Annotated in this window: 13 protein-coding genes and 2 pseudogenes; 6 read left to right on the top strand and 9 right to left on the bottom strand. The window is 70.3% G+C overall.

What is annotated here, in order from left to right; genetic code table 11:
• A partial coding sequence (locus tag VB734_RS13295; protein ID WP_323243504.1) for a glycosyltransferase occupies nt 1-1,431 on the bottom strand: 1,431 nt, incomplete at its 3' end.
• Nucleotides 1,428-4,610: pseudogene (mfd, locus tag VB734_RS13290) on the bottom strand (transcription-repair coupling factor); the annotation flags it as partial. The gene VB734_RS13295 and the pseudogene mfd, both read right to left, overlap by 4 nt.
• 2 nt (nt 4,611-4,612) lie before the next feature.
• Between mfd and VB734_RS14685 the strand changes: the two are divergent.
• The gene (locus VB734_RS14685) at nt 4,613-5,362 is read left to right on the top strand and encodes a ComEC/Rec2 family competence protein (RefSeq protein WP_416238056.1); all 750 of its coding nucleotides are present in this window, start codon (nt 4,613-4,615) and stop codon (nt 5,360-5,362) included.
• Here VB734_RS14685 and VB734_RS13285 read toward each other — a convergent pair.
• From VB734_RS13285 to VB734_RS13275, 3 genes are all read right to left on the bottom strand, one after another.
• Complete coding sequence (locus tag VB734_RS13285; protein WP_197161553.1) at nt 5,295-5,492, bottom strand: DUF3955 domain-containing protein; 198 nt, start codon at nt 5,490-5,492, stop codon at nt 5,295-5,297. The two genes, VB734_RS14685 and VB734_RS13285, sit on opposite strands and share 68 nt — an antisense overlap.
• Before the next feature lie 338 nt (nt 5,493-5,830).
• Nucleotides 5,831-5,977, bottom strand: coding sequence for a hypothetical protein (locus VB734_RS13280; RefSeq protein WP_231594520.1), 147 nt, complete (start codon nt 5,975-5,977; stop codon nt 5,831-5,833).
• A 33-nt stretch (nt 5,978-6,010) separates the two neighbouring features.
• On the bottom strand, nt 6,011-6,325 hold the full coding sequence (locus VB734_RS13275; RefSeq protein WP_197161549.1) for a hypothetical protein: 315 nt from the start codon (nt 6,323-6,325) through the stop codon (nt 6,011-6,013).
• A 136-nt stretch (nt 6,326-6,461) separates the two neighbouring features.
• Here VB734_RS13275 and VB734_RS13270 point away from each other — a divergent pair, with 136 nt between their 5' ends.
• Complete coding sequence (locus tag VB734_RS13270; RefSeq protein WP_197161548.1) at nt 6,462-7,994, top strand: amidase; 1,533 nt, start codon at nt 6,462-6,464, stop codon at nt 7,992-7,994.
• Here the strand turns inward: VB734_RS13270 and VB734_RS13265 are convergent.
• Complete coding sequence (locus tag VB734_RS13265) at nt 7,976-9,007, bottom strand: methyltransferase (RefSeq protein ID WP_322782215.1); 1,032 nt, start codon at nt 9,005-9,007, stop codon at nt 7,976-7,978. The genes VB734_RS13270 and VB734_RS13265 overlap by 19 nt on opposite strands.
• A 124-nt stretch (nt 9,008-9,131) precedes the next feature.
• A complete protein-coding gene (locus VB734_RS13260) occupies nt 9,132-9,479 on the bottom strand; it encodes a PAS domain-containing protein (protein WP_197161544.1) in 348 nt (115 codons plus the stop codon).
• Between the two features lie 207 nt (nt 9,480-9,686).
• On the opposite strand from VB734_RS13260, the gene VB734_RS13255 reads away from it, so the two are divergent.
• The 4 genes from VB734_RS13255 to VB734_RS13240 are packed head-to-tail and all read left to right on the top strand — an operon-like array spanning nt 9,687 to nt 12,811.
• Nucleotides 9,687-9,911 carry a hypothetical protein gene (locus tag VB734_RS13255; protein WP_231594518.1) on the top strand — a complete coding sequence of 75 codons (225 nt, stop codon included), beginning with the start codon at nt 9,687-9,689 and terminating at the stop codon, nt 9,909-9,911.
• A 52-nt stretch (nt 9,912-9,963) separates the two neighbouring features.
• Nucleotides 9,964-11,001 carry an MFS transporter gene (locus VB734_RS13250; protein ID WP_231594517.1) on the top strand — a complete coding sequence of 346 codons (1,038 nt, stop codon included), beginning with the start codon at nt 9,964-9,966 and terminating at the stop codon, nt 10,999-11,001.
• Nucleotides 10,998-11,951 (top strand): polysaccharide deacetylase family protein, encoded by a 954-nt coding sequence (locus VB734_RS13245; protein ID WP_197161541.1) that lies wholly within the window; start codon nt 10,998-11,000, stop codon nt 11,949-11,951. Before VB734_RS13250 ends, VB734_RS13245 begins: the two co-directional genes overlap by 4 nt.
• 56 nt (nt 11,952-12,007) lie before the next feature.
• Entirely contained in the window at nt 12,008-12,811 is an 804-nt protein-coding gene (locus VB734_RS13240) for a hypothetical protein (RefSeq protein ID WP_197161539.1), read from the top strand.
• Here the strand turns inward: VB734_RS13240 and VB734_RS13235 are convergent.
• Together VB734_RS13235 and VB734_RS13230 are read right to left on the bottom strand one after the other, a co-directional pair.
• Nucleotides 12,780-14,117 carry an amidohydrolase gene (locus VB734_RS13235; protein ID WP_197161536.1) on the bottom strand — a complete coding sequence of 446 codons (1,338 nt, stop codon included), beginning with the start codon at nt 14,115-14,117 and terminating at the stop codon, nt 12,780-12,782. The genes VB734_RS13240 and VB734_RS13235 overlap by 32 nt on opposite strands.
• Before the next feature lie 23 nt (nt 14,118-14,140).
• A pseudogene (locus VB734_RS13230) lies at nt 14,141-14,460 on the bottom strand (monooxygenase); the annotation flags it as partial.

Below are 14,460 nucleotides of genomic sequence, written 5' to 3'. Positions count from 1 at the left end.
CCCCTGCGCCGACAGCAGCATCGCCTCCACGGCCGCGGCCAGCGCCAGGGCATCGTCAGCGATGCCCGGCGCCCCGGCCTTGGCCCCTGACTCCACGGCGCCGGCCAGGGTGAACACTCTGTCGACCTGCACATCGCTGGCCACGCCCCTGACCGTATGTGCCAGGCGGCCGATCTCGACGATCTGGCCCGCATGCGCGGCCGAACGCAGCAGACCGGGGGTCGCGCCCAGGCTGGTGAGCATGATCAACGCCAGCCGGTCGATGAAGTCGCCGCCCACGCCGAGTTGCTTCTCGAGACCCGCCCAGTCGACGGCACAGGACGGTGCGTCCGCCGCCGTGGCCGCACCCGTGGCCGCACCCATCGGCGAGGTCAGTTCGGCACGCGACCATACCTGCAGACCATGGGCCACGCGGAAGAGAACGGCAACGAGTTCCTCGTGATCGATCGGCTTGCCCAGGTGCGCGACCATGCCCGCCTGCAAGCACCGGGCCCGTTCCTCGGGCAGGGCGTGGGCGGTCAGGCCGATGACGGGCAGGTCTGGCGCCAGTGCGCGCAGTTCGCGGGTGGCCCGGTAGCCGTCCATCAAGGGCATCTGCACGTCCATCAGCACCGCGTCGAAGCGGTCCAGCGCCTCGATCACCTGCGCCATGGGCCCGAGGATGCGGCACTGCTCCAGGCGCTGCTCCGCTTCAGCCGGATGGCTCAGGCCCCGCTCGCGGGCGAGGGCCTCGCAGCTGGTGCGGATGTTGAGGAAGTACTCATGGGCCCGCTCCAGGCGCCAGCGGGTGCTGGTCGCCTCCCGGTGCTGCACGCGATAGGCGGCGGTGGCGCTGGCATTGCGCAGCATCGGGGCGATGGAGGCCAGCTGGAACCAGGCCTGCACATCGCTGCTCCAGGCGTTCCGGGCCGGCCAGCCCCCGATGGCCTCCAGGGCGGAACGCCGGATCAGCACAAAGGACGGGGTGTCGATCCGGTGGAAAGGGAAGGTGTCCCAGGGGTCGAACCGTTCCGGGCCCAGGACCGGGGGCGGAAAGCGCAGCCGCCGCTCGTCTTCGTAGGTGAGGGTGCGGGACACCGCCGCGCTGGCCGTCGGATCGTCGCGCAGCAGCGTGCTGAGCAGCTCGAGGTGGCGGGGATGCCAGAGGTCGTCCTGGTCCAGAAAGGTGACGCAGGCCGCCGTGCTGTGCGCGAAGCCGAACTGCCGGGTCTGGTGGGTGCCCTTGCCGGGATGGCGGTGCAGGGCCACCTGGGGAAAGGAGCGGACGATGGCGATCGAGTCGTCGCTGGAGCCGTCGTCGACGACGATGATCTCCCGGGCCGGCAGGGTCTGGGCCAGCACCGACAGCAGCGTCTGGCGGATCCAGGCCGCCCCGTTGAACAGGGGGATGATGACGGCGATGTCGGCCGCGGTGGCGACGGGGCCGCTCACACCACCAGCACAGCCGCGTTGGTCGCCGCCTGCTCCTCGGCCCGCTGCTCCGGCGTGCGCCCATCAGCCTCGGGGATCTGGCCGGCCATGGCGGTGAGCCAGGCCATCAGCTGCTCCACCTGCTGGGCGGGGGACAGGGCCCCCAGGCCCCGGGCCAGCACCTTGGCGGTGCTGCCGGCGCCGCCCTGATACACCAGCCGGCCGTGCAGGTGCTGGGGCAGGGCCTGGCGCAGGCGGCGGAAGGCGGGTTCCTCCATCGGCGTCTCCAGGGCGATGTTGGGCTTCTCCGGCTTGATGCGCGAGAAGCCGCAGCGCCGCGCCAGCAGCTTCAGTTCCATCAGCTGCAGCAGGCTCTGCACCGGCGCCGGAATCGGGCCGTAGCGATCGGCCCAGCCGGCGGCCAGCTCCACCAGGGCCGCCTTGCCGCCGCACTCGGCGGCAGCGCGATACGCCGCCATCTTCTCGTCGGCCTCGGTGATCCAGTCGGCCGGGATGAAGGCCGTCACCGGCAGGTCGATCTGGGTCTCGTCCACCGCCGGAATGTCCTGGCCCTGGATCTCGGCCAGGCAGTCCTGCAGCATCTCCATGTAGAGGTCGAAGCCGATCGCCTCCATCTGGCCGCTCTGCTCCACCCCCAGCAGGTTGCCCACCCCACGGATCTCCATGTCGCGCATGGCCAGCTGGTAGCCGGAACCCAGCTGGGCGAACTCCTGGATCGCCCGCAGCCGCTGGCGGGCGGCATCACTGAGGGAGGCATCGCCGGGATAGAAGAGCCAGGCGTGGGCCTGGATGCCGCTGCGGCCCACCCGGCCCCGCAGCTGGTACAGCTGGGCCAGGCCGAACCTGTGGGCGTCCTCCACCAGGATCGTGTTCACCCGGGGGATATCAAGGCCGCTCTCGATGATCGTGGTGCAGAGCATCACGTCGGCCTCGCCGGCGTTGAAGGCCACCATGGCGCTCTCCAGCTCCCCCTCCGGCATCTGGCCGTGGGCCACCTGCAACCGCAGCCCCGGCAGCATCGCCCGCAGCTGGCCGGCCACCTCCTCGATGCCCTCCACCCGCGGCACCACGTAGAACACCTGGCCACCGCGGTCGAGCTCCTGCCGGATGGCACTGCGCACCGCCTCCTCATCGAGGCTGGCCAGGTGGGTCTTGATCGGGCGCCGCAGCGGCGGCGGCGTGGTGATCAGGCTCATCTCCCGCACCCCCGAGAGGCTCATGTAGAGGGTGCGCGGAATCGGTGTGGCGCTCAGCGTGAGCACGTCCACGTCCTTGCGCAGCGCCTTGATTTTCTCCTTCTGGTTCACACCGAAGCGCTGCTCCTCATCCACCACCAGCAGGCCCAGCTCGCGGAAGGTGGTGCCCTTGCCCAGCAGCTGGTGGGTGCCCACCACCACGTCGGTGGCGCCGCTGGCCAGGCTCTCGAGGATCGTCTTGCGCTCGGCGGCAGTGCGGAAGCGGTTGAGCAGGGCCACCTTGAGCGGGTAGGGGGCGAAGCGCTCGCTGAGGGTGCGCCAGTGCTGCTGGGCCAGCACGGTGGTGGGGGCGAGCAGGGCGCACTGCTTGCCGGCGGTGACCGCCTTGAAGATGGCCCGGATCGCCACCTCCGTCTTGCCGAAGCCCACATCGCCGCACACCAGCCGGTCCATCGGCTGGTCGCGCTCCATGTCGCGCTTCACCTCGACGATCGCCTTGAGCTGGTCGGGGGTGGGGTCGTAGGGGAAGGAATCCTCCAGTTCGCCCTGCCAGGGGCCGTCGGCGGGGAAGGCGAAGCCCGGCGCCTTGTGGCGCTCGGCGTAGAGCTTCACCAGGTCCATCGCCACCTTGGCCACCGCCTTGCGGGCCCGCTCCTTGGCCTTGGTCCAGGCCGTGCCGCCCATGCGGTTGAGCTCCGGCGGGCTGTCGCTGCTGGCCCGGTAGCGGCCGAGGCTGCCCAGCTGGTCGGCGGCGACCCGCAGCAGCCCGTCGGCGTACTGCACCACCAGGTAGTCGCGGGCCTCGCCGCCGATGGCCAGCTTCTCCAGCTTCAGGAAGCGGCCGATGCCGTGGTTGCGGTGCACCACGAAGTCGCCGGGGAGCATCTTGTTGGGGTCCACCGTGCGGCTGGCCGCCTTGCGGCGCCGGCGCACGTAGCCGCCGCTCGCCAGGCTGTGCTGGCCGAAGATCTCCCGGTCGGTGAACAGCACCAGCTTCCAGGCCGGCAGCTGGAACCCCTCCAGTTCGGCCGTGCCGCGCAGCTTGAGCGCCACCGGGGTGGCCTGCTCCACCAGCCGCTCGATGGCCGGGAAGTCGCGGGCGTTGGGCACGAAACGGGTGACGCAGTCGTGCTCCTCCAGCAGGGCCACGGCCCGCGACGGCTGGGCCGAAACAATCCAGAGCCGGGCCTTCTCGCGCAGGTGCCCCTTGATCTGCTCCGCCAGGCGGCCGAACTGGTTGGGATGGGCCGGCAGCGGCCGGCTGGAGAGGTCAAGGTCGTTCGGGTGGCGGTCGCTCTCGTGCAGCTCCGCCAGGTCGAAACCAGTGAAGGCCTCCGCCTCCGCCAGGGCCGCCGCGATCGGCCGGTGCAGCACCCCCGGCAGGGGCAGGGGCGGCTCGCCGCCGGCGGCCCTGACCACCTCGCCGTGGTGCTCGGCGGCATGGTCGTACCACTGATGGCCGTGGGCCAGGCACTGGCGCCGCTCATCGATCGCCACCAGCGTGCAGGCGGGCAGGTAGTCGAGCAGGGAGGCCGGTGTTTCCCAGGCCAGGCCCATCAGCCGCCGCATCCCCTCCGGCGTGCCCCCCTCCAGCAGCTGGTCGAGGGCGGCGGGCTCCAGCAGCCGCTCCAGCCCCTCCGGCATCCGCTCCCGCAGGGCCTCGGCGATCAGGGGCGCGTAGCTGGTGGGGGTGAGGCGTACCCGCTCGATCACATCGAGGGAGCGCTGGGTGGCGGGATCGAACTCCCGCAGCTTTTCGAGGTCTTCACCGAAGAGCTCCAGCCGCACCGGCAGCTCGGCGCTGACCGGAAACAGATCGACGATGTCGCCCCGCCGGCTCCAGGTGCCCTCCTGCTCGATCGTCGGCACCCGCTCGTAGCCCAGGCCGGCCAGGGTGTGGGCCAGCTGCTCCAGATCCAGCCGGTCGCCCCGGCGCAGGGTGAGGCAGCGGGCCGCCAGCTGGGGCGGCGGCGGCAGGTGGGGCGCTGGCGGGCATTGCTTACACTCTGCTGACCGGCGCCGAGGTGCCAACCGTGCGCAGCTGTGTGGCGGCAATGCTGGTGCTGTTCGCGCTGGTGCTGGGCCGCGATGCGCTGTCGTTGCGGATGGTGGCGGTGGCGGCGGGGCTGCTCCTGCGGGTCGGCGCCGCTCTGGAACAGGCTCCGGTCGGGATCGTCCTGGCCCCGGGTGCTGCTCAGCACGGCGCGGGGATGAAAGCTGCCACCGGCCCAGATCCATTCGCCCTTCAGGGCCGGATCGAGCGCGAAGGCCGTCTGCCGCTCCTGGGGGTAGCCCAGCTCGATCGCATAGGAGAAGGGATCAGCCGCGAAGCCCAGACGCAGGCGCACCGCCTGCTGGCGAGGGCCGCCCTGCACCCGCCGCTCCCCCTGCCGCATCTCCCGGCTCAGCCTTTCCGGGCCGGCCCACATCACCGCCGGCAGGCCCCCCTCCCGGGCCAGGGCCCCCACCATCTCACCGCGGGCAGCGGCGACGATCAGGTTCAGGGCCCGCTGCAGATTCGACTTGCCGCTGCCGTTGGCCCCCGTCACCAGCGTCAACCGGTCGAGGGGAAGCACCACGTTCTGCAGGGAGCGGTAGCCGCTCAGGGCGAGATGGCGGATCGTCATCGGAAGCGGATGGCAGCCAGGCTGAGGGCTGTCAGAGGCGTCATTGCTTCCGACAGGCCACACTCAATACCGCGCTCAAGCCGGAGACGGCGATCAGGAGGTAGGTGATCGGGACCAGCGCGAATGGCTCATGCAGGATCCCGTTCTCATCAATCCTCTGGCCCTGCAGCCTGTAGGCGCTGCCGGTGGCGATGGCCCCAGCCAGGGCGAGGAGGGCGATCCGCGCGGAGAGGTTCATGAAAACATCATGCCGATCGCGATGCACGCGGGTCTGCTGTTCAAGCTTGCGGTTTGCTGCAGTGCCTGAATCGATGGCAGGGCCTCAGGTCTTTCTGTTCATCCACCTGGCCAGCCCCCACCAGGCAACCCCGGCTGCCGCGATCGCTGGGAAGGCGGCGCCACGGCTGAGATGCTGGCGAAATTCCGCCAGAAAGCCTGGATAGGCGGAGGATCGTTCGTGGATTCACCATCCCTCAGGACCATCAGCGAATCCCGGATCCTCCACAGCATCCAGCAACCCTGTCATGGTCAACCTACCCGGCCCCAAGGGAGCGGTAGCGGTAGGTTAGCGAGGGCTCATTCCCCGTCGCCGAGGAAGATCAGCGACCCGCTGGGCGCCCAGAGCACACGGCCGCTCTGACCGGGGTAGCCCACCCGGCACCAGGTGCCCTGGCTGTTGGAGGTGCACGCGAGCTTGTCGAGCCTCTCGCCCGACACGCCCAAGCCGGCGATCGCGGAGCCGTAGTTCGGCTTGGCCTAGAGGGTCACGGTGGGCTGGCCGTGGCCGCTGAGCTTCACTTTGCTGTGGGCCTGGTGACGCATCGCCGGGGCGCCCTGGCTGCGCACGCGGGACACGGAGATCCGGTTGCCATCGCCGCCCTGTTCGAAGAGCTCGAAGCTGTGGTGGCCGCTCATCAGCCAGAGGCGGCCCTGCTCATCGCGCATCGGCCGCTTGTCGGTGGTGGGAGGACCGGCGGGCACGAAGCGGAAAATCGCACCACGGCTGAAGCTGATCTCGAAGCCCCCCTGGCCCCAGGGTCTGGCCGTGCAGGTCTGCTGGCTGGTGTTCATCCAGCAGTCCACGCTCTGGTCAGCGGCGACCGGGCGCTGGAGAACCAGGGCCCCGGCGAGGCAGCCGGCGCTGAGGGCAGCGACGCCCAGCTAGACAACTGTCAGGCCCCCCAGCCGTCCTGACCATCCGCAAGCCATGAGCCTCGACCTGGCGACCTGCAGCATCGCCGAGCTCCAGGACGCCTTCGAGCAGGGCGCCTGCACCGCCCTGGCGGTGTGCCAGGCCTGCCTCGAGCGCATCACGGCGCTCGATGCCGCGGGGCCCACGCTGCGCGCGGTGATCGAGATCAATCCCGACGCCGAAGCGATCGCCGCCGCCCTGGATCGGGAGCGCCAGGAGCGCGGCCCCCGCGGCCCGCTGCATGGGGTTCCCGTGCTGGTGAAGGACAGCCTCGACACCGCCGACCGGATGATGACCACCGCCGGGTCGCTGGCCCTGGTGGGCAACATCGCGCCGCGGGATGCGGCCGTGGTGGCCCGCCTGCGGCAGGCCGGTGCGGTGCTGCTCGGCAAGACCAACATGAGCGAGTGGGGCTACATGCGCTCCACCCGCGCCTGCAGTGGCTGGAGCAGCCGTGGCGGCCAGGTGCGCAACCCCTACGTGCTCGATCGCAGTCCGCTGGGCTCCAGCTCCGGCTCGGCGGTGGCGGTGGCGGCGGGTTTGTGCACGGCGGCGATCGGTGCGGAGGTGGATGGCTCGATCGTGCGGCCGGCCTCCAGCAACGCCGTGGTGGGGCTCAAACCCACCGTGGGCCTGATCAGCCGCGCCGGGGTGATCGGGGTGGCCGATCCGCAGGACACCGCAGGGCCGATGGCGCGCAGCGTGGCCGAAGTGGCCCTGCTGCTCAACGCGCTGGCCGGCCGCGACCCCGATGACCCCGCCACCGACCCCGCCGATGAGCACCGCCCCCCGGACTACGGCGCCTTCCTCGACCCGGCGGCGTTGCAGGGGGCCCGCCTGGGGGTGGCGCGGGAGTGCTTCGGCCAGCACGAGGGAAGCGATGCGGTGATCGAGCAGGCGATCGCCCAGCTCAAGGATCTGGGTGCCGAGATCATCGATCCGGTGCGCGCCAGCGCGCTGCCCTTCTTCGGCGAGCTGGAGCTGGAACTCTTCCGCTACGGCCTCAAGGCCAACCTCAACAGTTACCTGCAGAGCCATCCGCTGGCACCGGTGCGCTCGCTGGAGGAGCTGATCCGCTTCAACCGCGACCATGCCGCCGCGGTGATGCCGTATTTCCAGCAGGAGTTCCTGGAGCAGGCTCAGACCAAGGGCGACCCAGGCGAGCCGGCCTGCCTTCAGGTGATGGCGGAGCTGCGCCGGCTGAGCCGCACCGATGGCATCGACCGGGCCCTGCGCGAGCACCGGCTCGAGGCGCTGATCGCCCCCACCGAAGGCTCGCCGCCCTTCGTGATCGATCCGCTGGTGGGCGATCACATCCTTCCAGGCGGCTGCTCCACGCCGCCCGCCGTGGCGGGCTACCCCCACATCTCCGTGCCCGCCGGCCAGGTGCAGGGCCTGCCGGTGGGGCTCTCGTTCTTCGCCGGGCCCTGGCAGGAGGGCAAGCTGCTCGGCTACGCCTTTGCCTTCGAGCAGGCCACCCGGCACCGCCGACCGCCCCGGTTCCTGCCCACCCTGGGGGCCGAGCCGCCTCAGCGGGGATCCTTGTAGGCCACCACGGCGCTGGAGGGCCCCTCCAGCGGGATCGTCTCGAAGCGGCTGAAGCCAGCTTCGGAGCACCACAGGCGGAACTCGGCCGCCGTGAAGTCGAAGGCGTCGCCGAACTCGATCAGCATCATCAGCGACATGAACAGCCCGAAGGTGTTGTGGCGGCGGGCGTCGTCGATGAAGGCCTCGATCGCGATCAGCGCCCCCCGCTCCGGCAACGCGTCGTAGGCCTTGCGGATCAGGGTCTGCTTCCGCTCCAGGTTCCAGTCGTGGAGGATCATCCCCATCGTGATCAGCTCCGCCGGCGGCCAGGGGTCCGCGAAGAAATCACCGGACACGGCGTGGATCCGCTCCCCCAGACCGGCCGCGGCGATCCGGCGATCGGCGATCGGCGTGACGGGCGGCAGATCGAAGCTCACGCAGTGGATGGCTGGGTGCACGGCGGCCACCTCACGGCACAGCAGCGCGTCGGCTCCGCCGATGTCGGTGAGCGTGTCGTAGGAGCCGAAGGGGAACGCCCTCGCCAGAGCCTGGAAGTTGCGGATCGAGGAGCCGTTCATGGCGTTCATGAAGGCCTCCAGCCGCTCCGGATCGGCGTTCATCGCCTCGAAGAACGGTGTGCCGGCATGCTTCGCCTCGTTCTGGGGCAGGCCGGTGCGCAGGGCCTCGGTGAGGTCGGCCCAGAAGCGGTAGTCGCGCAGCTCCCAGATCTCCGGCAGCCCACCGATGTAGTCCGGCTGGCCGCGATCCAGAAAACGAGCAGTGGCGTGTGTGTTGCCATAGAGCGACTGGGGCCCGTCTCCCTCACGGGCCAGCATGTCCACCGACACCAGCAGATCGAGAAAGTCGCGGGCTGGCCGGGGCTGCAGTTCGAAGGCGGCAGCGATCGCTTCGCACGTCATCGGCCCGGCCGCCAGCCGCGTGTGCAGTCCGAGCCCAACGGCCGTGAGCAGCGCCTTGGACACGCCATAACCGCTGGCGATGGCCAGGATGGCCGAGGGGTCAGGTTCGCTCACGGGCAGGTTGGGGTAACGGGGGGTGGGCGCCGGATCATGGGCCACTGCAGTGCAGACCACGGCACCGCCGCAAGCCTGCGAATCTGGTCGGCCTTCGAACGGGTGAAGCCGGAGGCCGCAACGATCAGTCGTCGTCCAGCGTGATGGCGATCCCTCCAACCGCGATGGAGCCGTCCGGCAGCGTCAGGGGAAACTTCTGGTCGATCATCAGCTTTCCCCCGGTGGGGAAGTCGAGGCGGATGCGTGTGCGCGCCGGCTTGCCGGTGCGCAGCACCTCCCGATCCGTTTCCCGGATGGCTTCGAACTGCTCGGGAGGAAGGAGATCCCGGTCCGAGCCCCCCAGGAGCTCCGCCTTGGATCGTCCCAGGCAGGCAGCCGTGGCCTCGTTGATGTAGAGGATCCGCCCCTCGGCGTCCACCACGTTGATGTTGACCGGTGCAGCATCCAGCAGCCGCTCGAGAAGGGAATCCATGGGGCGGAAAGCAGCCGGATCATCTGAGCGAAAACTAGTCAGCCCAAAGCGCCCTGGCAGCGCTGGCCACAACGGCCGGATGGCGCGATCTCCATGCCCGGCGGCGGCACCGCGGGGCCTCCTGCGCTCAGGGGTCCCACCGCACCTGCCTGGGGAACTTCAGAGCGTTGTCACCTCTCGTAGCCAGATGCCCAGGCCGTGAACACGATGGGACGATCCACCCCACCCTCCATCGTGAGCATGAGCGGCGCCGCCATCCCCGGGCCCTCGAGCCCAGCCCTCAGGCTCGCCGTGCTCGCCCTGATGGTGGTGTGCTTCGTGGATGTGATGGGCCAGGGGCTGGCCTTCCCGATCTTCGACACGCTGCTGCTCAAGGCCGGCTCGGGTTTCCTGCCGGAGGCCACCTCCCGATCCCAGGCGCAGGTCCTCTAAAGGCATCGCCATCGGCACCTTCTTCCTCACCTGGCTGTTCGGCTCGATCTACGTGGCCCGCCTCTCGGACAGCATCGGCCGCAAGCGGGGCATCCTGATCTGCCTGCTGGGCGCCTTCGCCGGCTACGCCCTGGCCGCCGCCGCGATCCCCCTGCGGAGCTTCCCGTTGCTGGTGGCCTCGCGGGCCATCACCGGCTTCACGGCCGGCACCCAACCGATCGCCGCGGCGGCGATGATCGACCTGGCCCGCAGCGAGGCCGAAAGCACCCGCAACCTCGGCCTGGCCAACGTGGGCGTGAGCGGCGGCCTGGTGATCGGCCCGATCATCGGCGGTGTGTTCTCCGATCCCGCACTCCTGGGCCCATGGGCCTCGCCCACCCTTCCGTTCGTGGTGGGCGGCGCGCTCTGCCTGCTGGCGCTGGTGTTCATCGCCCTCAGCTTCCGCGATGCCCGCCAGGCCCTGGCGCCGCTGCGGCTCAGCCCGCTGGAGGTGTGGCGGTTGCTCGCCCGCGGCCTGGAGCGTCGCGCCGTGCTGCGGGTCACCGCCGTGTACTTCCCCTACATGCTCTGCTTCATGGGGTTCTATGTGTTCTCCGCCGACAGCCTCACGGCACGCTTCGGCTACGGCACCCAGGCGGCCAGCCTGGCCATGTTCCTGCTGGGCGCCGGCCTCGCCCTGGCGAGCGGCCTGCTGGTGGAGCCCCTCAACGCCCGCCTGGCGCCCCGCGCGCTGCTGGGGTGGGTGGCGCTGCTGCTCTGCGGCGTGATCGCGGCCTTCGTGACGGTGCCGTCGGGCCCGCTGGCCCTGGCCCTGCTGCTGCCGGCGGGTGCCCTGCACGGGATCGGTTATCCCACGCTGCTGGCGGCCTACTCACGGGCCGCCTCAGCCGAGGAGCAGGGCTGGGTGATGGGCTTTTCCACAGCGGTGTTCACCCTGGCCGCGGCGATCGTGTCGTTCCTCGGCGGTGAGCTCACGGCTTCCAGTCCGGCGGCGCCCTTCCTGTTCGCTCTGGTGTGCGGCGGTATGGCGCTGCTGGCGGCCCTCACGATCTGGCAGCGCCAGCAGCGGCCTGGGGGGGCCGCGCCATGAGCCCCGATTCCCTGGCGATCGACCTGCGCGGCTACGGCGACGCCCCTCCAGACCCCTGCTGGCCGGGAGGGGCCCGTGTGGCCGTGTCGCTGGTGATGAACCTCGAGGCCGGCGCGGAACTCTCCCTCGCCTACGGCGACGAGACCAACGAAGCCATGTACGAGATCGTGGAGCCGGTGACCGGAGCGCCCAATCCGGCTCTCTCCTCCCACTTCGCCTACGAGAGCCGCGCCGGCTACTGGCGCCTGGTGCGGCTGCTGGAGCGCTTCGGCGCCACCTGCACCGTGAGTGCCGCCGGCCGCACCATGGACCGCGCCCCCTGGCTGGGCCGCGACGCCGCCGGGCGCGGCTATGAGGTGGCCGCCCATGGCTACCGCTGGGAGCGCCATGCCGGCATGACGGTGGAGCGGGAACGGGAGGTGATCGCCGCCGCGGTGGACGCGATCGAGCGGGCCTGTGGCACGCGGCCGCTGGGCTGGCACACCAAGGGGGCGGCCTCACCCCACACGCGCCGCCTGCTGGTGGAGGAGTTCGGCTTCGATTACGACTCCGACGCCTACGACGACGATCTGCCCTATCTGGTGGCGGTGGCGGGCCGCGAGCATGTGGTGCTGCCCTATGCCTTCGACACCAATGACATGCGCTTCATGGCCGGCGGCAGCTTCGTGCAGGGGGACGACTTCGCCACCTACTGCATCGCGGCGTACGACTGGCTGGCGCGGGAGGGTGAACAGCGTCCGTCGATGCTCTCGGTGGGGATCCATCCGCGCCTGATCGGCCGCCCGGGCCGCATCGCCGGACTGGAGCGGTTTCTGGAGCATGTGACCGGCACTGGCAGCGCCTGGATGGCCCGGCGGATCGACATCGCCCGCCACTGGCGTCAGCGCGCGCGGAACACTCCAGCGGGATCACCCCAGAGCGGCTGGATCGGATCAGACAGGCCACCGTGACCTCGTTGATGGCCAGAACCCGCCACTAACCTGAGCGGATGATGGGAGGTCGTTCGATGCCCTCCGTTCCGGCTTGCTTCCGCCCCCCGGTCTCGCTGGCTCTGCTGGCCCTGGCGGCCTCGCTTCTGCCACTGCCGGGCCGGGCCGCCCCGAAGCACGCCTCCTGCCCGTCCTCCCCAGCGGCCCGCCACGTGGTGCTTGAGCAGGGGTGGCGGGGCCAGGGCGCTGATCAGAAGCCCCTGGCCCGGCTTAGGCAGGAGCGCTGGACGGCCGACGGCACGGTCGAGGGCACGGTGTTCGAGCGCAGCGGCCAGACGTTCCTGCAGTTCCGCTACACCGGCACGTGGCGGCCGATCGGGACCTGCCGGGTGCGGCTGGAGCGCATCACGCCGGATGCCGGCCCTACAGGACGCGATGAGGCCGAGGCCGTGCTGGATTCCATCGGCCGCCCCCGCTACAGCCTGAGCCTGGCTGCCGGCAGCACCATCACCGGAATCTGGCGCCAGCAGACAGATGCGGCCTGCACCTCCACAACGCTGGCGGGAACGGTGCTCAGCCAGCAGCAGGGCCTGAGCTGGAACGGCGGCTGGAGGCCCAACGCGGTGGTGCAGCGCGAAACCTGGAGCGGTGGCGCCGTACAGGGCGTGGCCCTGAGCAGCTATGCCGGCAGGGTAGAGACGGCCTCCTACAGCGGCACGATCGAGGTGAACGCCGACTGCCTGGCCATGGTGGTGCAGCGCGACAGCGAAGGGGTTCCCTACAACTACCGGGCCATCGTGATGGCCGATGGCAGCGGCTATCTCTATCTCCAGGAGGATCCGAACGATCTCACGATCGGCTGGCTGGAGCGGGACGGTTGAAGAGATCCAGCGCCAGGGTGGTGAGCGAATCGGTGGCCGTTTCGATCACGGCCTGATAATCCGGCCCCCATTCAGGGCTATGCAGGGACGGCAGCGACGCACCGGTTGAGCGGTGCTTCTGCCACGGCTCGGCGGGCACCCCCCCGACCCAGAAGATCAGACTCTGGATGGACGGATCACTGAGGCGATAGCGGCCGAAGTCTTCACCGGCCATCACCGGATCCACGGCAAGAAGCCTGTCCTTGCCGACCCGGGACACCATCAGCTCCCGGAAGCGCTGCACCAGCTCGGGTGTGTTGTAGGTGGCGGGCGTGGAGTCCTTCGTGATCGTGACCTCCGGCATCCGATCCTCAGCAACGCCGGCGGCGATGGCTTCGCCTCTGGCGATGCGGGCCATGCCCTCCAGCAGCTGCTGCCGGATCTCGGGCTTGTAGCTGCGCACCGTGAGCTGCAGCAGCGCCTCGTCGGGAATGACGTTGCGCTTGGTACCCGCCGTGAAGCTGCCCACGCTCACCACCGCGGGTTCCAGCGGATTGATCTCCCGGCTCACCAGGGTCTGCAGCGCCAGCACGATCCTGGCGCCCAGCACGATCGGGTCGCGCGTGGTGTGGGGATAGGCGCCATGCCCACCCTTCCCCCTCACGCGGATGTCGACGGAATCCACATTGGCCAAGGCATAACCCTCGCTGACCCCGATCACCCCGGCCGGCAGGGAGGCGCTGTTGTGAAACGCCAGCACCACATCCGGCTTCGGAAAGCGCCGGAAGAGGCCATCGTCGAGCATCATCACCGCCCCGCGCCCGAGCTCCTCGGCCGGCTGAGCCACCATCATCAGCGTGCCCGACCATGTGGTCTTCTCCTGGGCAAGGCGTCGCAGCGTGGCCACCCAGGCCGCCATGTGGGTGTCATGCCCGCAGGCATGCATCACTCCGACAGGCTGACCGTCCTGGTTGGTCGATCTCACCGTGGAGGCGAATGTCCAGCCGGTGGCCTCACTCACCGGCAGGGCATCCATGTCGGTGCGGATCATCACCACCGGTCCTGGACCGTTGCGCAGCAGGGCCACCACGCCGGTGCCCCCGACGTTCTCGGTGACCTCGAATCCCGCTGCCCGGGCCTCCGCGGCCATCAGAGAGGCCGTTCGGGTCTCCTGGAGGCTCAGTTCGGGATTGGCATGCAGGTGCCGGTAGAGCTCGAGCACCGAACGCTGCCCTGCCGGCGTCTGTTCACCGGCCAGGCTGCCGCTGGGCAGGGCGATGCAGACGGAGGCCAGCAGGGCCACCCAAGGGCGCGGGGTGGAAGGCACGGTTGGGCATCGCGTTGCTTGGATCATTGGCCCCGCACCAGCTGCCGGTACCGCCCCAGCGCCTCCCGGTGGTCGGTGTCGGCCCTCAGGCCGATGAAGCCGTCGGGCCGCACCGCCAGCAGGGTGAGGGGGCCGAGGCCCAGCCCGGAACTCTCCTCCAGCCGGAGAGACTTCACGGCTTCAACGAGCGGTGAATCCCCAGGGACAACCTCCAGCTCGGCCCGCAGCGCCGTGGGTGCCGCCGGATCGGCCCGGGGGCCGACGAGCAGCAGCAGCGTGTGGCCGCGCCGGTGGGTGAGCTGGTGCAGATGGGCGGCACCGGCCCCGGGCGGCAGGGCGATCG

Source organism: Synechococcus sp. BA-124 BA4, from assembly GCF_034931165.1.
This window is presented reverse-complemented; position numbering and strand designations above follow the sequence as displayed.